Genomic DNA, 18,712 nt, shown 5'->3' with positions numbered 1-18,712 from the left:
GTGACTTACTCTCGGGCCGGCAGGCGCACGGTGAACACCGCTCCACCGTCGGGGTTGTTGCCCACGCTGATCGAGGCGCCGTGGGCATGCGCGATCTGTTGGGCCATAGCCAGTCCCAGTCCGGAGCCGGAGGTGCCCCGACTACGGGGTGACCGATAGAAGCGTTCGAAGATCCGAGGCAAATCCGCTTCATCTATGCCGGGTCCGTTGTCCGAAACGGTGAGAACACCGCCTGCCAGGCTCACGTTCACCGTCCCACCCGGCGGAGTGAACTTTGCCGCGTTGTCAACCAGATTCGACACCATCTTCGCGAGCCTCACATCGTTACCCCCTACCGTGTGTGGATTCGTCGTGCAGTGGAAATCAATCTTCGGCCAATGGGCACGTGCCGCCTCGACTACCTGCTCGACGACGCGCTCGAACGCGACGTCCTCCCTCTCGATGTCCGGCTCGGTACCCCGTGCGAGATCTACGATGTCGTCGATCAAGGTTCGCATATCCGCGGTACTGCGAGCGAGCGCAGACCGTACCCTCTTCTGCTGTTCGTCCGTCAGCGTGCCGCTTCGGGCCAGAAGTTCCGCGTTCGCGATGATCCCCGTCAGTGGGGTCCGCAACTCGTGCGACGCGTCGGAGACCAACCGTTTCTGCGATTGGACGGAGTCATCGAGTGCACCAAGCATGGTGTTGATCGATTCTCCGAGCCTGGCAAGCTCATCCGATCCCTCGACGGTGATCTTTCGGCTCGGATCCCGTTCCTTCGCAACAGTTTCGGCCTCGCGGGACAGTCTGGCAACGGGACGCAGCGTGTAGCGGGCGACTATGTAGCCGAGGATGGCGCTGATGATGATGCCGATACCGCACAACAGCGCTAACAGCCACGCAATCCGGTTGAGCGCCCGGTGTTGCTGATCGGCACGGACCCCGACAAGGAGCGCACCACCGTCCTCGAGCGGTGTCACATACATCCGTCCGGGTAGACCCGCGAGGTCGATGTTCGTGAGGAAAGGCCCTGACTCGCCGTCGAGGACGGCATCGAGTGCAGGGAGCTTCGGCAGGATAGTGGCGGGTTCGTCTGTAGCACTCGGTTCGCCTGTCGCATCGAGGACCTCGAAGCAAGCTGGCGAGGAAAGATAGGCGCATTCGGCGCCACTGCCCAACTCCTGGCCACCGGCGATCCGTAATTGGATCGCCGTCGCCTCCCGGATGAGACCGATGTCGAGGCTTCGGTACACCTCCCGTGACGAGATCCAGTACGCCCCCACCGCGCAAAGTAGCACTACCGCGGCCACGGCAATCGACGTGGTGATGGCCATTCTCGTTCGGATGGCCAATCGCCTACGCGTCACGGCAACTCCAGCCGGTATCCGATCCCACGAACCGTATGAATAATGCGTGACTCGCCGCCCGCCTCTAGTTTCGTGCGCAGGTAATTAATATATACGGCAATGGAATTCGACTGAGGTCCGAAATCTTGGCCCCACACCCGATCGCTGATCACCTCACGGGTGAGCGTCTGGCCGGAATTCGCGATGAGTAGATCCAGCAGCGCGAACTCGGTGGCAGTGAAGTCCATGCTCCGGCCGGATCGGATGCCGCGCCGTGTCTGCGGGTCGAGAGAAAGATCCCCGAACTGCACCTCGGGTTCCGGTGGCGCTGCCCGCCGCAGCAGGGCGCGTACCCGCGCGCCGAGTTCGTCGATGTCAAAGGGCTTCGGCAGGTAGTCGTCCGCCCCCGCGTCGAGCCCCGCAATCCGATCGCCTACCTCCGAGCGTGCCGTCAGAACCAGGATGGGGATTCGATTGCCCTGCTCACGCAAGATTCGACATACGGAGAGACCGTCGATTCCCGGCATCATGACGTCGAGCACCATCGCATCGAACGAATGCTCAGAGACCGCGGCCAGAGCGCTCGAACCGTCGGAAACCGCCTGCACCTCGTACCCGTCGGATTCGAGAGTTGTCACTACCGCTTCGCGGACCGACGGATCATCATCGACGACTAGGATCATCTACTTATCGTGCCTGACGTGAGTCCGATACGGATACAACCCGTGCGACGTCTCGCATCACACGCGGTAGCGGCGAGGATCGGTGATCGGATGAGCTTTGATCCACTCCGAGGTGTGCGTGAGTCCTGCTTTCAGGGAGACCTGTGGGATCCAGTCCGTCAACTCCCGCACTCGACTGTTGTCGGACACCAGGCGGTGAACCTCGCTGCCTGCTGGACGATGACGTGAGTCTTCGGTTGTGACAGTTGCGGAAGACCCGGTGATCTCGATCAACATGTCAATCAGGTCGCGGATCGAAATCTCCTGGCCGGTGCCGAGATTCAAGGTCAATCCAAGCGTACGTTCGGATTCCGCGATCTCCATGAAGCCCCGGGCAGTATCGTCGACGTAGGTGAAGTCCCGAGTCGGGGTCAGCGCGCCGACAGCGATCTCGCCTGCTCCGGAATGCAACTGGTGCAGGATCGCAGGAATCACGGCGCGTGTCGATTGCCGCGGGCCGAACGTGTTGAACGGTCGGCAGATCGAGACCGGCGTATCGAACGAGTGAAAATAGGACAACGCGACCATGTCCGCCGCAATTTTGGATGCGGAGTAGGGAGACTGGGGTTGCAACGGGTGCGTTTCGGATATAGGTACTTCCCGAGCAGTTCCGTAGACCTCGCTGGTTGACGTATGCACCACCCTCCGCGCGCCGTGACGGCGCGCAGCATCCACAATATTTTGGGTACCAAGAACATTCGTCTCCAGATACGTTTGCGGAGCCTGGTAGCTGTATGGGATTCCGATCAGTGCCGCGAGGTGGAAGATGGTGTCGATCCCCTCTGCCGCATCGAGGACTTGTCCATTGTCACGGACATCTCCGGCGATCATCTCGATATCGGGAAGGTGATCCGAAAGAAAGCCGGCCGATGCGTACGGCTTGTAGTGCGCGAGAACTCGTACGTGCGCACCTTGCATGAGCAACTGCTCAACCAGGGAGCTGCCGATGAAGCCTTCGCCACCGGTGACCAAGACCTTTCGTCCGAACCAGAATCCATTGACTTGCACAATTTCACTCATTTGATTCCTTCACTCGTATTGACGTTTTCGGGCGTCGCGTGTTTGCGGGTGGCGAGCTGCCGTAGCCAGTTCGCTACTGTTCGTGCGGAATCATTCAGTCCCGGAGTGAGATCGGTTGTAGCCGTCGCACGTTCAGCGGAATCTCCGAGAAGGTCGTCAATCGCGCTCGCGAGGTTTGCCGTGGTCAGATCCGCGTCTCCCAGCATTCGGGCGCCGCCGCGAGTTACGAGAGCCTGGGCATTGTGTCGTTGATGGTCACCGATCGCGTGCGGGTAAGGCACGAGGACGCTGGGCACCTCTACATGCGAAATCTCGGCGACGGTGATCGCTCCGGATCTTCCGACAAAGACATCGGCGCCCGCATATACCAAATCCATCCGGTCCAAGTACGGCAACACCAGCACGTTGTCGAGGTCCTCGACAGCGGCGGAGGCCTCGGTGAAGTACTCGGGCCCAGCCTTCACAACCAGGCGGATGTTGTTGCGGCCGCGCCACTCGCGCGCCAGTGACAGTGCGGTATCGGTCATTCGGCGAGATCCGAGGCTGCCACCGCAGACGATGACGAGGGCCTGTCCTGCCGCCGCACCGAAACTGGCACGTGCCTGATCACGGAGCGCATGCTTGTCGAGGCTGGCGATCTCCCTCATCAGCGGGGTTCCGACTACCCGAACCTCAGTGCGCTTGAATGCCGGAGCAGTCTCGGAAAATGCTACTGCGACCCGGGAAGACAAGTTCGCGCACAGTCGGTTTGCCCGTCCTGCCACGGCATTGGATTCGTGGATCAACGTCGGTATACCGGCGAGGTGCGCACCCAGCACGATCGGCAGACTGGGATACCCGCCGGTACCGAACACGACGTCTATGTCGAGTTCACGAATCGTTCTGGCACACTGAATGCCGGACCGTGCGAGTCGTGTCGCTGCTCTTGCACTACCGCGCACACCGGTAAGGCCTTCGATCTCGGCGGTGTGGAGTCGGTAGCCGGCCGCGGGCACAAGTCTTTCTTCCAGTCTGCCTTTCGCGCCGAAGAAGTCGATCTCGACATCGGCATCGGGAATCTGACACAAGGCCTCGGCTACAGCGAGTCCCGGATAAATATGTCCACCGGTGCCACCCGCTCCGATGGCGACTCGCAGAGTCGATCGCGGTTCGTTTGTCATACCAGCACTGTGCGTGAGCGAGATTAGAACTCTGTTAGCGCCGACGCTCTGTGTGTCAGGGTTAGTTGAGTCCAGCGGTTCACAGTAACCCCGCCTGCAGGCCAAGATTCGGATCAACCCGACGATGACAATTTCCAGCATGGTTCCGGTCACTGACAATGTCGGGATCAACCCTTACTCCTCGCCGATCAGCGAAGGGCGCAAACTACGCGACGCCGGCGTCCTCCGACGGCAAGAAACTTGGCGAGAAGACCAGCAAATTCACCGCCGAAAGGGCCGAGATCGTCCGACTCACATTCGATCCCGGTGTTTCTGAGTCGGTAACTCGCCCCTTCAACGTCAAAACCCTTCAACGTCAATACCTCTGTGTGATGGACGATTCGGTCGATCATCGTGGCAGCGACTGCCCGATCGCCGAACGCGTCACCCCACCGGACGACCGGCAGATTCGAGGTCAGAACAAGTGAGGCATGCTCGTAGCGACTCGAGACCAGCTGGACAAACAGGTTCGCGTGCCCTCCCCTTGTCCGTGCGGGGGCCGACCCCTGGTATTCGAGGTCGAGTAAAATCCCTGTGATCAGTCCGAGAAGAGAAAGGGATCGAAGTGACCGCGCATACCGAGCAGCTCGAGTTCCAAGCAGAAACACGTCAGCTGCTGGATCTGATGGTTCATTCAATCTATACGAACAAGGACAGCTTCCTTCGTGAGTTGATCTCCAACGCTTCGGACGCGCTGGACAAGCTCCGCCTCGAGTCTTACCAGGACAAAGACCTCAACGTCGACGTCTCCGATCTGCATATCGAGATCGACATCGACAAGGCAGCACGCACCCTGACCATCCGCGACAACGGCATCGGCATGTCGCGTGACGAGGTCGTCGACCTGATCGGCACGCTCGCCAAGTCCGGCACCGCCGAGGTCCGTCGCAAGCTCAAGGAAGCCAAGGATGCAGCGGCATCCGAAGAACTGATCGGTCAGTTCGGCATCGGCTTCTACTCCACGTTCATGGTTGCGGACAAGGTCACGCTGCTGACCCGCCGCGCCGGTGAAGATCACGCGACGCGCTGGGAATCGACCGGCGAGGGCACGTACACGCTCGAGCATGTGAACGAGGCACCGCAGGGTAGCTCCGTGACCCTGCACCTGATGCCCGAGGATTCCGAGAACGGCCTGCACGACTACACGTCGGAATGGAAGATCAAGGAACTGGTCAAGAAGTACTCCGACTTCATCGCGTGGCCTATCCGTATGGATGTCGCTCGTACGTCGACGCCGGCCGAGGGCGAGGAGCCCGAGGTCACTATCGAGACCGAGACGATCAACTCGATGAAGGCTCTGTGGACTCGTTCGAAGGACGAGGTGTCCGAGGACGAGTACAAGGAGTTCTACAAGCACGTCAGCCACGCCTGGGACGAGCCTCTCGAGATCATCCCGATGAAGGCCGAAGGTACTTTCGAATACCAAGCGCTGCTGTTCATTCCGTCGACGGCGCCGTTCGATCTCTTCATGCGTGAGCGCAAGGCCGGCATCCATCTCTACGTCAAGCGCGTCTTCATCATGGACGACTGCGAAGAATTGGTGCCGGATTACCTGCGATTCGTCAAGGGTGTGGTCGACGCACAAGACCTCTCGCTCAACGTCTCTCGTGAAATTCTGCAGCAGGATCGGCAGATCGCTGCCATCCGTCGTCGTCTGACCAAGAAGGTCCTCTCGACCATCAAGGACATGAAGGCGAACGAGCCGGAGAAGTACTCGACCTTCTGGACCGAGTTCGGACGTGCGCTCAAGGAAGGCCTGATGGCCGATGCCGACAACCGTAAGACGCTGCTCGACGTCTCGTCCTTCGCCTCGACCAACAGTGAAGAGGGCGTGACCACTCTCGCCGAGTACGTGGAGCGTATGAAGGACGGTCAGGAACAGATCTACTTCATGACCGGCGAATCTCGTCACCTCATCGAAAGCTCCCCGCACATGGAGGCTTTCAAAGCCAAGGGCCTCGAGGTTCTCGTACTCACCGACCCCGTGGACGAGATGTGGGTCGACGCTGTCTCGGACTTCGACGGTAAGACCTTCCAGTCGATCGCCAAGGGCGAGGTCGACCTGGACACCGAGGACGAGAAGAAGGCGGCCGAGGCCGAGCGCGAAGAGAAGGAAAAGGAATTCGGCGCGCTGCTGACGTGGCTGACCGAAACCCTGTCCGACGACATCAAGGAAACGCGTCTCTCGACGCGCCTGACCACGTCGGCTGCCTGCATCGTCGGCGACGCGTTCAGCATGTCTCCGACGCTCGAGAAGATGTACAAGGCTTCGGGTCAGCCTGTTCCGCACAGCAAGCGCATCCTCGAGCTCAACCCGGAGCACCCGCTGGTCTCGGGTCTGCGGGAGGCTCAGGCCGCCAACGACAATGCAGAGAACCTGAAGGAAACCGCTCAGCTTCTCTACGGCATGGCGTTGCTTGCCGAGGGCGGCGAGCTGAGCGACCCGGCGCACTTCACGCGCCTGCTGGCCGATCGTTTGGCCCGCACAGTCTGATCTCGTTCTAGCTCGCTCGAACTCCCGGCACTCACCCTCATTGGTGAGTGCCGGGAGTTTTTTCTTTGATCGTTTTCTAATGAGGACCGTTTCTGTCCGCAATGCCTTCTAACGTAGTTCTCACAGGGCACGAACCGACGAGCGAAGGAAAAACATCATGAACGCACCGACCACCACCGTCACCGGCGAGCGCGCGGATTTCCTCCAGAGCCTGCGTCGGCATCGTGAATTCCTTCTCTTCACCGTCAAGGATCTCACCGACGAGCAGGCTGCTTCGAGGCCGACCGTCAGCGAACTGTGCCTCGGTGGATTGATCAAGCATGTGGGTCAGGCGGAGAAGGGATGGGTCGACTTCATCCTGGAAGGGCCGGCCGGACTTGGTGGGGACTTCGACCCGACCCAGTGGTCGGAAGAGATGCAACAGGAACGGGCGAACGAATTCGCCATGGGCGAGGGCGAAACCTTGGCAAGCATCGTTTCCGAGTACGAGCGGATCGCGGCCCGGACCGACGAGTTGGTGGTCTCGCTGGACAGTCTCGACATCTCGCATCCACTGCCGTCGGCGCCGTGGTTCGAGGCAGGCGCTCGCTGGTCAGCGCGGCGCGCGTTGCTGCATATCATCGCCGAGACGGCCCAGCATGCGGGCCATGCAGACATGCTTCGTGAAGCCATCGACGGATCCAAGACGATGGGTTGATCGTCGGGTTGACGGACTTGATGTTTACACATCACATAAATATGTAACACTAGTGTCTATGAGCACCGAAAAGTCTGCCTTGCAACCGCCGATGCAGTGGGACGCCTGGGGCGATCCGGCCAAGAAGCGTGAACTGTCGGACGCAGTCACATCCTTGTTGACCGGATTTCTCGGCGTCTCCGCACCGACTCGATCGCGTCTCGCCATCGAAGACGTTCAGGTGATGCCGTCCTCCCTGGCGCAGTCGCACGTCAAGGCGTTGGCAGAGCTCGTCGGGGCCGAGTACGTCAGCACCGAGGATTCGGATCGAATCCTTCGAGCGGGAGGTAAGAGCACCCCGGATCTGCTTCGCCGTCGTAGCGCCGAGCCGCAGGATGCCCCCGACGCAATCGTCACTCCAGGGGCGGACGCAGAGGTCGAGCAGGTTCTCCGATACTGCTCTGCCAACCGGATCGCAGTGGTCCCGTTCGGTGGTGGCACCAGCGTCGTCGGCGGGCTCGATCCCATCCGCGCCGGGTTCGACGCAGTTCTTTCTCTCGATCTGCGTCGGTTCGATCAACTCGTTGGGTTGGATGAGGAGTCGGGCATCGCGACGTTCGGCGGCGGAACCACCGGCCCACGCGCCGAGGAGCTACTGCGTGAGTACGGCTTCTCGGTCGGGCACTTTCCGCAGAGCTTCCTGTTCGCCACTCTGGGCGGGTTTGCCGCTACCCGATCGTCGGGACAGGCGTCGGCTGGATACGGACGCTTCGAGGACATGGTCCAGGGCCTCACCGTCGTCACCCCGAGTGGTGTGGTCGAGACCGGGCGCGCGCCGGCATCCGCCGCCGGCCCCGACCTGGGTGAGCTCTTTGTCGGCTCCGAGGGCACCTTCGGCGTCATCACGCACGTGCGTGTGCGGGTTCACCGCCTGCCCGAGACCACCGTGCGCGAGGGATGGAGCTTCCCCGACTTTGCCACCGGCGCAGCAGCATTGCGTGAGCTTGTCCAGGAAGGATCGGCTCCGACCGTACTGCGGTTGTCCGACGAGGCCGAGAGTGGCGTGAATCTGGCGACCACCGACAAGATCGGCGAGAACGCCTTCACCGGTGGGTGCCTCGGCATCACCACCTACGAGGGCACAGCTTCGCACACCGCTGAGCGGATGGCAGAGGCCCGCGCGATTCTCACCGCACACGGCGGAATGTCGCTCGGCGAAGAGCCCGGAAACAGTTGGGAACATGGACGATTCGATGCACCGTATCTGCGTGACGCCTTGCTCGACGTCGGAGCTCTGTGCGAAACCCTCGAGACGGCAACCACCTGGGGTAACCTCGCGAATCTGCGCACCTCGGTCACCGATGCACTGACGAAGGCTCTCGTCGAGCAGGGTACTCAGCCGCTCGTGATGTGCCACATTTCGCACACGTACAAGACCGGCGCTTCGTTGTACTTCACCGTGGTCAGCGCGCAGACCGAGGATCCGATCGCTCAGTGGCACAAGGCGAAGACTGCCGCGGGCGATGCGATCATCGCGGCCGGTGGCACGATCACCCATCACCACGCCGTCGGCGCTGATCACCGCCCGTGGATGAAGGACGAGATCGGTGAATTGGGCGCGAACATCCTTCGCGCGGTAAAGAATGCAGTGGACCCTGCCGGCATCCTCAATCCTGGAAAGCTGATTCCGTGACCGAAACCCGCAGTCAGATCGAGAAGGTTACCGTCCTGATCAATCCGATGGCGGGACATGGTCACGCGCCTGCGGCAGGACGCAAAGGTGTTGCGCGGCTGCGCGCTCGGGGAGTTGCCGTCACCGAGATCATCGGAACGGACGCCGACGACGCCAAGAAGTTGGCGCGTCGTGCGATCGAGGAGGGTACCGACGCACTCGTGGTTGTCGGCGGCGACGGTGCCATCAGTATCGGACTGCAGGCCGCCGCGTTGACTGATACGCCCATCGGGCTCATCCCGGCAGGCACCGGCAACGATCACGCCCGTGAGTTCGGTATTCCCACAGGCGATCCCGAAGCAGCAGCCGATGTGATCGCAGATGGTGTCGTGCAGCAGTCAGATCTGGCGAAGATCACGCTGGCCGACGGTTCCGTCGTCTGGTCGGGAACCATCATCGCCAGCGGATTCGACTCGCTGGTCAGCGAGCGGGCCAATCGGATGTCCTGGCCCAAAGGGCCGATGCGCTACAACCTTGCAATGCTCGCCGAGTTGGCGAAGATGAAGCCGTTGCCGTACCGGATCGAACTCGACGACGAGGTCATCACGGTGGACGCGACGCTCGTGGCTGTGGGCAACGGCCGCTCGTACGGCGGCGGCATGCTCATCACTCCAGGCGCGTCGAAGTCGGACGGGTTGTTGGATCTGACCGTCGTCGGGCATGGTTCGAGGTTTCGTCTGGTGCGCCTGTTTCCGCGGGTGTACAAGGGAACTCACATTTCCTTGGATGCGGTGCAGACGTACCGATCGAAGAAGGTCCGGTTGGTCTCCGAGGGCATCATCGCTTACGCGGACGGCGATCGGGTGGGGCCGTTGCCGATCACGATCGAGGCAGTTCCCACTGCGCTCAACATCTTGACGCACACGCGAATCTGAGTCGGTTCTGCCGGTCACGCGGTAGCGGTGGTGTCAGACTTCTCGGATGAACGAATCGACGAAGTCGGTGCACCGCCGCACTGCGTGGACGTCGGATCGATGGCAGCTCATCACCGACATCCTCCTGCTGCCGACATGTTCGCAGTCGGCCGGCGTGAAGGTCTGAGCAGTTAAGGCGCTGTGCAGCGTCAGGACGGTGATCTCGCTCGGTGCGAACACTCGGAATGGTGGACCCCAGAACCCGGTCCCGTTGCTTGTGTACAACTGCGTGCGGTCGCCGTGACGGGTGAGCCCGTGCACCGACGGTTGATCGAGTTTGACCAGAAGGTTGAAAGGCCAGATCTGTCCGCCGTGTGTATGACCGGCGAGCTGCAGATCCACTCCCGCGGAAGCGGACTGGGTTACCTGCTTCGGTTGATGGGCGAGCATCAGGATCGGCAATTCGGGGTCGGTGCCGGCAAGGGCCATATCGAAGTTCGCGCCGTGCCCGTCGAGTTTCGATCCCAGAGCGGTGGCGTCGTCGACTCCGGCGATGACCAGGTTGTCACCGCCCTTGGCGACGACGAGGTGCCGGTTGTGCAGGGCATCCCAGCCGATCGAGGTCATGTAGTCGAGCCACTCCTGAGCCTCGTGGAAGTACTCGTGATTGCCGGTGACGTAGACACGAGCGAGTCTGGCTTCCACCGACGCGAGTGGGGTGGTTTGGCCGAGGCGCTGCTCCACCGTTCCGTCGGCAATGTCACCGACGTGGGCCACGATGTCGGCATCGAGTTCGTTGACTGCCGCGATGACGCGCGCGGACCACTTCTCGCGATTGATCGGCCCGAAATGGGTGTCGGTAATTGCGACTACCCGAAGCTTGTCCATCCCCGCACCGAGGCGAGGGATGGTGACGTCGACGTGCTTGACCCGTGGCAGCCGCAGGGCTTCCCGATAGCCCCAGACCAGCAGAACGGCCGAGATGATCAGCGCCGCAACGGCGACAATTCTCGACCGAAGCGGATCCTCCACGCCCCCGAAGAGGAGTCCGAGTCGCAGGACTTCGCCGAGCAGCGTCCACACGAACACGACCCAGACGATTCCGAGGAGCGCATCGCCGACCATGCGAATGGGATCACGATCGGTGTGGCCATGGCTGATCACCATCGAGGCAGGCAGGGTGATCAGGAGGGCGGCAAACAGAACGGTGCCGAACACTGTGACAGCCGTCGGCCAGTTCGGCCGGATGAACAAACTCCACCAGGGGTACACGAACAGTAGGGCCAAGATCGACGCGACAATCGCGGAAATTGCTACGATCCGCAACGGGCTGCGGTGCGGAGCTTGGACGACGTCGGTCGCCTGGGGTGTAGTCACTCCGTCCAGAGTAAAGGTCCACTTTCTATTAACAAGTGGACGCCGGTTCGCTATTCGGTTGTCGGTGTCTTCGGCTAGTTTCCTGATGTTGAACTTGGTCCGAGCTCAGGTGGGTGGCACATGGAGAAGTACGACGTCAAAAAGGCCTACAAGGATCTCTATTCGCCCGGCCGTCGCGATTTTGCCTTCGTGACTGTCCCGCGCTTCGGCTACTTCGCCGTCGACGGTCACGGCGATCCCAACACTGCCACCGAGTACTCCGAGGCGCTCGAATCGCTGTATTCGGTGTCCTACGCGACCAAATTCGCGAGCAAGAAGGAACTGGATCGCGACTTCGTCGTTGGCCCGCTGGAAGGGTTGTGGCGGGCAGATGACCCCGAGGTGTTCGTGACGCGGGACAAGGCGTCGTGGGATTGGACGATGATGATCTCGCAACCGGAGTGGATCACGGAGACCGAACTGTCTGCGTCGATTGACGCAGTCCGGGCCAAGGCAGTCCGGGCCAAGAAGGACATTGCCGCTCTCGACAAGGTCAGGTTTCTCGAGTTGGAGGAAGGCCTGTCCGCCCAGATTCTTCACGTCGGCTCGTACGACGACGAAGCTCCCACCCTGGACCGGCTTCACAACACGTTCATCCCGTCGAACGGCCTGAGCTTCAACGGCGATCATCACGAGATCTACCTCAGTGACGCTCGCCGGACGCCGCCCGAGAAACTGAAGACGGTTCTGCGTCAGCCTGTTTCGAGGTCGTGACTGCGTTCGAGGTAGTGATTAGGGCTCGAGGCCGCGCAACTTCTCGAGGTCGCGTCGCTCACGCTTGGTCGGTCTGCCGGCGCCGCGATCACGTCGCGGGATGGACGCGATCAGTTCGGGAGGCGGTGGGGGTGGTGAATTATCCTGCAGGCAATCGGCGGCCAGTACGGCGCTGACTCGTTTCGTGATCGGCTTGACTACTACGACGATGCGCTCGATGCCGGATGCCCGCACCCGTACCTCGTCGCCGGCTTTCACCTGCTGAGCCGCCTTTGCCGACGTTCCGTTGACCCGAACATGTCCTGATCGGCATGCGGTCGCCGCCTGCGAGCGTGTCTTGAATAGTCGAACGGCCCACGTCCAGCTGTCCACGCGGACACTGATCGCGTCGGAGGGAAGTTGGGCTGGCACGCTCTCCAGCCTACCGATGCAGGCTCAAAGACCCTGTGTGCGGATACCCGAGTATGCGCGCGGTGCGTACTGCAGACGTCGGGGAAGTAGATGCCAGAACCCATCGGTCAGTGTCAGGAAGCGGGCGAACCAGAAGTACATTCGTTCGTCGCGCGGCGTCCATTCCCATCCGAGGGTTTCGCGCGCCTTCTCCGGCATCAGTGCCTTGCTGATCCAGTCCGCCACGGCCATCGTGGGGCGTGAGGTGAGACGCCACAGCCACGTCGGAACCTTCGGAGCCGGTGCGATGTCGTGTTCGGCGATGCGCGTCGACCATTTTGTGGTGTGGGTGTTGATCAGATGGTTGTCGAGCATGTCTTCCCAATACGTGCGGAAGCTGGCGTAGTCGTCGAAAGCCGGTCGATCGGAGAGGCCGTAACAGCGCCACCAGGTTACGGCCTCACGGACAAGCTGGTCCTTCTGCTCCGGTGTGAACTTCTTGTACGCGAATCGCTCGTTGAAATCGAGAATCACCTCGAAGAACGTGACGTGTGTCCACCAGAAGGTGTCGGGTGCCAGAGCGTGGTATCGCCCACCGGTTTCGTCGATCCCTTTGAGTTCGGTGTGGAAGTTGCGGACTACTGCGCCTGTGCCCTCTTCGGTCCGGTCGTACACGACGCCGTAGATGGGAGGCAGTGAGCGGAACAGGCGGTCGAGCGGGTTGTCGAAGAAGTTCGAATGATCTTGCAGTGCTCCACTTACCGCGGGGTGCATGTTCTGCAGCGTGCCTGCGCGTCCGAGATACAGTAGGCCGCGAATGTCGCCGAAGTGCGTCCACGTCAGGGAACCGGGGCCAATCGGATCGGCTCGTAGTTTCCGAGGCTCCTGTAGTTCCCGGGGCTTCGGTACTTCCCCGGGCATCGGCCGACGAGTGCCGGTGTCCGCATCGCTGCTCATTTGGTTGGCCCTCCGCCTGCGCTCATGTGACAACGGTTGTTGTCACATGATGACTTTTGCTGCGCCACGCGAATTTGTCAATGGATTCGGCAAGATCTGCCCGAGAACAACTCCGGCCCCTCACCTGCAACAGGTGAGGGGCCGGAAGAGTGAAGCGGTCGGACTCAGGCGTATTCGTAGAAGCCGCGACCGGTCTTCTTGCCGAGGCGACCGGCGTCGACCATGCGGCGAAGCAGTGCGGGCGGAGCGTAGTGCGGTTCTGCGAATTCCGCGTACAGAGATTCCGCCGCTGCGAGAGCGATGTCGAGACCGACGGTGTCGAGGAGCGTCAGTGGGCCCATCGGGTAGCCGCAGCCACCCTTCATTGCCTCGTCGATATCTTCTGCTGTGGCGTAACCGGATTCGAGCATCCGGACGGCCTGGCACAGGTACGGGATGAGCAGAGCGTTGACGATGAAGCCCGAACGGTCGCCCGCGCGAACCGTCTTCTTACGCAGGGTGTTCTTTGCGTAGTCGGTGACGGCGAGGACGGTCTCTTCGGACGTCGTGAGGCTTACCACGATCTCCACGAGCGGCATGACCGGCACGGGGTTGAAGAAGTGAACGCCCACAACCTGGCCGGGGCGCGAGGTGGCCTTGGCGATCTTGATGACGGGGATCGACGAGGTGTTGGTCGCCAGAATGCCTGCAGGCTTGACGATCTTGTCGAGCTTGCCGAAGATCTCGTACTTGAGAGCTTCGATCTCGGGAGCCGCCTCGATCACCAGATCGCGATCGGCGAACTCTTCGATGTCCAGGGTGACGCGAACGCGTGCGATGGCGGCGTCGGCGTCTTCCTGGGTGATCTTGCCCTTGGCTATGCCGCGGTTGATCGACTTGGCGATCCGCTCGCGAGCGGCGGCCGCAAATTCTTCTTTGGTTTCGAGCACCAGTACCGAGCTACCGGCTTTTGCACAAACTTCGGCAATACCGGCACCCATGGTGCCGCCGCCGATTACGCCTACAAGTTCCACGATTCTCCTCAAGATTCTTCAGACAGGGGGCCGGAGGCCCTACTTCAGTAGCGCACGCGACATCACGACGCGCTGAATCTGATTGGTGCCTTCGTAGATCTGCGTGATCTTGGCGTCGCGCATCATGCGCTCGACCGGGAAGTCGGTGGTGTAGCCGGCGCCACCGAACAGTTGCACGGCGTCGGTGGTGACCTCCATGGCAACGTCCGAAGCGAAGCACTTGGCGGCAGCGGAGATGAAGCCGAGGTTCTTCTCGCCGCGCTCGGCGCGGGCAGCGGAGGTGTAGACCATCAGACGTGCGGCTTCGACCTTCATCGCCATGTCGGCGAGCATGAACTGAACAGCCTGGAAGTCGCTGATGGACTTGCCGAACTGCTTACGGTCCTTGGTGTATGCCAGTGCGGCGTCGAGTGCGCCCTGGGCCAGGCCGACGGCCTGTGCGCCGATGGTGGGACGCGTGTGGTCGAGGGTCTCGAGAGCCGTCTTGAAGCCGGTGCCAGGTTCGCCGATGATGCGGTCGCCGGGGATGCGGCAGTTCTCGAAGTACAGTTCGGCGGTGGGGGAGCCCTTGATACCGAGCTTCTTTTCCTTCGGTCCGACGACAAAGCCCTCGTCGTCCTTGTGGACCATGAAGGAGGAGATGCCGTTGGCACCCTTGTCGGGATCGGTGACAGCCATGACGGTGTACCAGGTGGACTTGCCGCCGTTGGTGATCCAGCACTTGGAGCCGTTGAGGATCCAGTCGTCGCCGTCAGCCTTTGCGCGGGTCCGCATCGAGGCAGCGTCGGATCCGGCTTCACGCTCGGACAGTGCGTACGACGCCATTCCGCCGTTGACGAGGTCCGGGAGAACCTTGGACTTGAGCTCTTCGGAACCCTTGAGGATCAGGCCCATGGTGCCGAGCTTGTTCACGGCGGGGATCAGCGAGGAGGAACCACAGACGCGGGCAACTTCCTCGATGACGATGCAGGTGGCGACTGAATCGGCGCCCTGGCCGTCGTAAGCCTCGGGGACGTGGATGGCGTTGAAGCCCGACGCGTTGAGGGCGGTGAGAGCTTCCTCGGGGAACCGTGCGTTCTCGTCGACGTCCTTGGCGTACGGCGCGATTTCCTTCTCGGAGAGTCCGCGGATAGCGGCCCGCAGTTCGTCGTGCTCTTCGTTCAGCGCGAAGAGCTTGAAATCCGGGTTTCCTGCCATGGGAACGCTCCTTGGTGAAGGTGGCTTGAAGGCGGTCGGTGCGGCTCCGGCGTTACCAGCGAGATTCGCGGACAGACCGGTGCCAATGACCCCAGTCAAACACGGCACTGAGTGCCAGGTCAAGGGATGGGCGTGTGAAGTTTCGGTGCACGAAGAGTGTCAGCCGAGTTGTTCGTGGATCTTTCTGCTGATCTCCTCGGCGGGAGTGCCCGGGGTGAACGCTACTACCAGCACAGACTTCGATTCTGGCGTGCTGGTCTTGGACCCGGGGGCCACGCCGTACGTCCGCCGAACGTCGAGAAGCGCCTGGCTCAGCGCTTCGGCTGTGGCGTCCTCGTCGCCCTTGATCATGCTTCGCAAGAGGTAGTTGTGGCACGCGGTGACAGCTGCGGCAAAACCGACAACCTCGAGGACGGGTTCGCGGGGAACAGCGCTGCGCAAGTAGTCGACGAAGAGGCGCTCGTAGCGGAATCCGGTGACCAGCTCGCGGTCGCGTAGAGCCGGGACATGCTGTACGACGCGGTATCGCCGCATCGACAGGTCACGGTTGCGTCGGAAGAAATCGAAGACGAGTCCGGCTGCCTCGCACACGGACGCCCAGGGGTCGGCGGATTCGGACGCCAGGAACTCGGCTACGTGTTCGAGGAGGGATTCGTGATCGGCGAAGATCACGTCTTCCTTGGATCGGAACTGCCGGAAGAACGTCCGACGCGAGACGCCGGCGGCAGCGGCGATCTGCTCGACTGTGGTGGCTTCGTACCCGTTCTCCGAGAACAATCGAATCGCTTGAGACGCGACGTGCACCCGAAACTGTGCGGGGTCAGTTCCGGGCAAGTCTGCGCGTTCACTCATGGGGACAAGTATTGCGCCTGTGGGGACCATCCCGGTGTGACGGGCAGGATCGAGGTGCCGGGCAGTCCTGTCTCAACGGTGTGCGGTGGATGTGAATTGGTAGGTTGCCGCCTCGACGATCTCCTCGGGGGAGATAGCGATCTCCTCGTTCAACCAAGCGGTGACCAGCTCGGCGAGGCCGCCTACAAAGAGCAGTCCGTTGATCTGACCTTGACGAGGTGGCCACGCTCGGTCGCCGTACATTCGTGTGGCTTCGTCCGCGACCATCTGAGCGAAGCCGTGCAGTACTGCACGTCGGTGTGTACGAAGGGGTTCGTATGCAGCGGATTCGATCATTGCTACACGGCCCTTGCGGGGATCGTCGGTGAGGATGGTGACAAACGACGCGATGGCATCTCGTACGCGCTGCTCGAGCGTCCCGTCGCTCGCTCGCAGTGCGGCCAGGCCGGCGTCGCGGACTTCGTCGGCAATCCTGTCCAGGATCTTTTCCAGCAATTCGTCTCTGCTGGAGAAACTTTCGTAAAAGTATCGTTCCGTCAACTTTGCCTGAGCGCAGATAGCGGTCATCGTGGCGCCGCGATTGCCTGCGGCCGCGAATATTTCCATCCCTGCCTCGAGCAAGCTCTCGCGCCGCAGTGCCGAGCGCTGATCGCCGCTCAGGCCGGCATATCGACGCGAGGTAGGAGGAGTCATAGGTCGATATTGACAGAGGCATCAGTGTGACGCAGACTACTGTCAATCTGACAGGAGCCACTGTCAGATTGAGTGAGAGTAGAGGTCGCAGTGCCCAAGATCCTGGCTCGTCCCCCGATGAACTCGCCGCTGCACCCGATTTCGGGTCGTTCCGGGCTGCCCCTGGTCGGGCATGCGCTGGCATACATTCGCGATCCACTCGCTCTGATGCAGGAGAACTGGGATCGATTCGGCGAGGTGTCCTGGTTCTCCATGGTCGGTCGGCGATGGATCGCTGTACTCGGGCCTGACGCGTGTCAGGAGGTGCTGCAGAACAAAGATCGGGCTTTCGTCAACAGCGACGGCTGGTCGGTGCTGATCGGCCCCTTCTTTCACGGTGGGTTGATGCTGCTCGATTCCGAAGAACATCTACGACACCGTCGAATCATGCAGCAGGCGTTCACTCGATCACGACTCGAGAAGTCTGTCGACGTTCTCAACCCGGCAATCGACTCGGCGCTCGACGCATGGTCTCCCGCTGACGGATTCCGTGCCTATACGGCGCTGAAGACACTGACCCTCGATCTCGCCACCGACATTTTCATGGGCGGGGCGGAAGGAAGCACCGAGAGCGAAATATCTTCGGTGAAGAAGGCTTTCGTCGATTGTGTCCAGGCAGCAACGTCTCTGGTTCGCTACCGCGTGCCGGGGACGCGATGGAAGCGAGGGCTCGACGGCCGCCGGGTCCTGGAAGACTTCTTCCGCCGTTACCTGCCGGCGCGTCGAGATCTCGAAACCGATGACCTGTTCTCCGTGCTCTGTCACATCGAATCCGAAGCGGGACAACGCTTCAGTGACGACGAAGTGATCGACCACATGATCTTCCTCCTGATGGCCGCACACGATACCTCGACCATCACCCTTTCCACGATGATGCAATACCTGGGTCAGCACCCAACGTGGCAGGACAAGTGCCGGACAGAATCGCTTGCTCTGGGGACCTCGATGCCGAGTTATGCAGATCTCGACGGGCTGAGCAGTCTTGATCTGGTGATGAAGGAATGCCTCCGACTCGTCTCTCCCGTACCGGTCATGGCGCGGCGAGCGGTCCGCGACACCCAAGTGCAGGGTCGCTTCGTACCGGCTGGAACGTATGCCGCCGTCGCCCCTCATTTCACACACCACATGTCGCAGTACTGGCCTGATCCCGAGCGTTTCGATCCCGAGCGCTTCGCCGAGAATCGACGCGAAGACAAGGTTCATCGATACGCGTGGGAGCCGTTCGGCGGTGGAGTGCACAAATGTCTCGGAATGCACTTCGCCGGCGCCGAGATCAAAGCAATCATGCATCACCTCCTCCTGCGCTTCGACTGGAACGTCGACGCCGATTACGTCGCCCCGCTCGACTTCACGTCCTTACCGTTCCCCTCCGACGGTCAACCTGTCGATCTGCGTCGGCGTTCCACTCCGGTGCGCTGA

General features: G+C 61.4%; 18 protein-coding genes. 6 read left to right on the top strand and 12 right to left on the bottom strand.

The annotated features are described in order from the left end of the window. Positions 1 to 5 precede the first annotated feature (5 nt). The 5 genes from ACSW29_RS17675 to ACSW29_RS17655 form a co-directional block, all read right to left on the bottom strand. Complete coding sequence (locus ACSW29_RS17675) at positions 6 to 1,346, bottom strand: ATP-binding protein (RefSeq protein ID WP_448277865.1); 1,341 nt, start codon at positions 1,344 to 1,346, stop codon at positions 6 to 8. After that, positions 1,343 to 2,008 (bottom strand): response regulator transcription factor, encoded by a 666-nt coding sequence (locus ACSW29_RS17670; protein WP_230815388.1) that lies wholly within the window; start codon positions 2,006 to 2,008, stop codon positions 1,343 to 1,345. Before ACSW29_RS17670 ends, ACSW29_RS17675 begins: the two co-directional genes overlap by 4 nt. Positions 2,009 to 2,065: 57 nt before the next feature. Next, positions 2,066 to 3,067 (bottom strand): GDP-mannose 4,6-dehydratase, encoded by a 1,002-nt coding sequence (locus ACSW29_RS17665; RefSeq protein WP_448277864.1) that lies wholly within the window; start codon positions 3,065 to 3,067, stop codon positions 2,066 to 2,068. Next, complete coding sequence (locus ACSW29_RS17660; protein ID WP_230815390.1) at positions 3,064 to 4,227, bottom strand: UDP-N-acetylglucosamine--N-acetylmuramyl-(pentapeptide) pyrophosphoryl-undecaprenol N-acetylglucosamine transferase; 1,164 nt, start codon at positions 4,225 to 4,227, stop codon at positions 3,064 to 3,066. Before ACSW29_RS17660 ends, ACSW29_RS17665 begins: the two co-directional genes overlap by 4 nt. A 188-nt stretch (positions 4,228 to 4,415) precedes the next feature. Further along, complete coding sequence (locus ACSW29_RS17655) at positions 4,416 to 4,874, bottom strand: ATP-binding protein (protein ID WP_448277863.1); 459 nt, start codon at positions 4,872 to 4,874, stop codon at positions 4,416 to 4,418. Between ACSW29_RS17655 and htpG the strand changes: the two genes are divergently transcribed. The 4 genes from htpG to ACSW29_RS17635 all read left to right on the top strand — a co-directional run bounded on the left by htpG (position 4,832) and on the right by ACSW29_RS17635 (position 10,043). Further along, complete coding sequence (htpG, locus tag ACSW29_RS17650; protein WP_448277862.1) at positions 4,832 to 6,760, top strand: molecular chaperone HtpG; 1,929 nt, start codon at positions 4,832 to 4,834, stop codon at positions 6,758 to 6,760. The genes ACSW29_RS17655 and htpG overlap by 43 nt on opposite strands. A 157-nt stretch (positions 6,761 to 6,917) precedes the next feature. Continuing rightward, positions 6,918 to 7,457 (top strand): DinB family protein, encoded by a 540-nt coding sequence (locus ACSW29_RS17645; RefSeq protein WP_317825697.1) that lies wholly within the window; start codon positions 6,918 to 6,920, stop codon positions 7,455 to 7,457. Positions 7,458 to 7,548: 91 nt separating this feature from the next. After that, on the top strand, positions 7,549 to 9,129 hold the full coding sequence (locus ACSW29_RS17640; RefSeq protein WP_317826127.1) for an FAD-binding oxidoreductase: 1,581 nt from the start codon (positions 7,549 to 7,551) through the stop codon (positions 9,127 to 9,129). Then, positions 9,126 to 10,043, top strand: coding sequence for a diacylglycerol kinase (locus tag ACSW29_RS17635; RefSeq protein ID WP_347874680.1), 918 nt, complete (start codon positions 9,126 to 9,128; stop codon positions 10,041 to 10,043). Before ACSW29_RS17640 ends, ACSW29_RS17635 begins: the two co-directional genes overlap by 4 nt. A 33-nt stretch (positions 10,044 to 10,076) precedes the next feature. On the opposite strand, the gene ACSW29_RS17630 is transcribed toward ACSW29_RS17635, so the two are convergent. Beyond that, positions 10,077 to 11,399 carry a metallophosphoesterase gene (locus tag ACSW29_RS17630; RefSeq protein ID WP_448277861.1) on the bottom strand — a complete coding sequence of 441 codons (1,323 nt, stop codon included), beginning with the start codon at positions 11,397 to 11,399 and terminating at the stop codon, positions 10,077 to 10,079. Positions 11,400 to 11,519: 120 nt separating this feature from the next. Here ACSW29_RS17630 and ACSW29_RS17625 point away from each other — a divergent pair, with 120 nt between their 5' ends. Beyond that, on the top strand, positions 11,520 to 12,152 hold the full coding sequence (locus tag ACSW29_RS17625) for a GyrI-like domain-containing protein (RefSeq protein WP_230815394.1): 633 nt from the start codon (positions 11,520 to 11,522) through the stop codon (positions 12,150 to 12,152). Between the two features lie 18 nt (positions 12,153 to 12,170). Here the strand turns inward: ACSW29_RS17625 and ACSW29_RS17620 are convergent, their stop codons facing one another. The 6 genes from ACSW29_RS17620 to ACSW29_RS17595 all read right to left on the bottom strand — a co-directional run bounded on the left by ACSW29_RS17620 (position 12,171) and on the right by ACSW29_RS17595 (position 17,254). After that, a complete protein-coding gene (locus ACSW29_RS17620; protein ID WP_092764369.1) occupies positions 12,171 to 12,563 on the bottom strand; it encodes an RNA-binding S4 domain-containing protein in 393 nt (130 codons plus the stop codon). A 24-nt stretch (positions 12,564 to 12,587) separates the two neighbouring features. Continuing rightward, a complete protein-coding gene (locus ACSW29_RS17615; protein ID WP_448277860.1) occupies positions 12,588 to 13,499 on the bottom strand; it encodes an oxygenase MpaB family protein in 912 nt (303 codons plus the stop codon). Between the two features lie 164 nt (positions 13,500 to 13,663). After that, positions 13,664 to 14,512, bottom strand: a complete 849-nt coding sequence (locus ACSW29_RS17610; RefSeq protein ID WP_448277859.1) for a 3-hydroxybutyryl-CoA dehydrogenase — start codon at positions 14,510 to 14,512, stop codon at positions 13,664 to 13,666. 39 nt (positions 14,513 to 14,551) lie between these two features. After that, entirely contained in the window at positions 14,552 to 15,709 is a 1,158-nt protein-coding gene (locus tag ACSW29_RS17605) for an acyl-CoA dehydrogenase (RefSeq protein WP_448277858.1), read from the bottom strand. A gap of 159 nt (positions 15,710 to 15,868) precedes the next feature. Next, positions 15,869 to 16,561: a TetR family transcriptional regulator gene (locus ACSW29_RS17600; RefSeq protein ID WP_230815397.1), complete on the bottom strand. Its 693-nt coding sequence runs from the start codon at positions 16,559 to 16,561 to the stop codon at positions 15,869 to 15,871. A 72-nt stretch (positions 16,562 to 16,633) separates the two neighbouring features. Beyond that, positions 16,634 to 17,254, bottom strand: coding sequence for a TetR/AcrR family transcriptional regulator (locus tag ACSW29_RS17595; RefSeq protein ID WP_448277857.1), 621 nt, complete (start codon positions 17,252 to 17,254; stop codon positions 16,634 to 16,636). A 90-nt stretch (positions 17,255 to 17,344) separates the two neighbouring features. Here ACSW29_RS17595 and ACSW29_RS17590 point away from each other — a divergent pair, with 90 nt between their 5' ends. After that, a complete protein-coding gene (locus ACSW29_RS17590) occupies positions 17,345 to 18,712 on the top strand; it encodes a cytochrome P450 (RefSeq protein ID WP_230815484.1) in 1,368 nt (455 codons plus the stop codon).

The sequence above is a fragment of the Rhodococcus sp. GB-02 genome, from assembly GCF_053470465.1.
The sequence above is the reverse complement of the archived record's forward strand: the minus strand, read 5'-3'. Positions and strand labels throughout refer to the sequence as shown.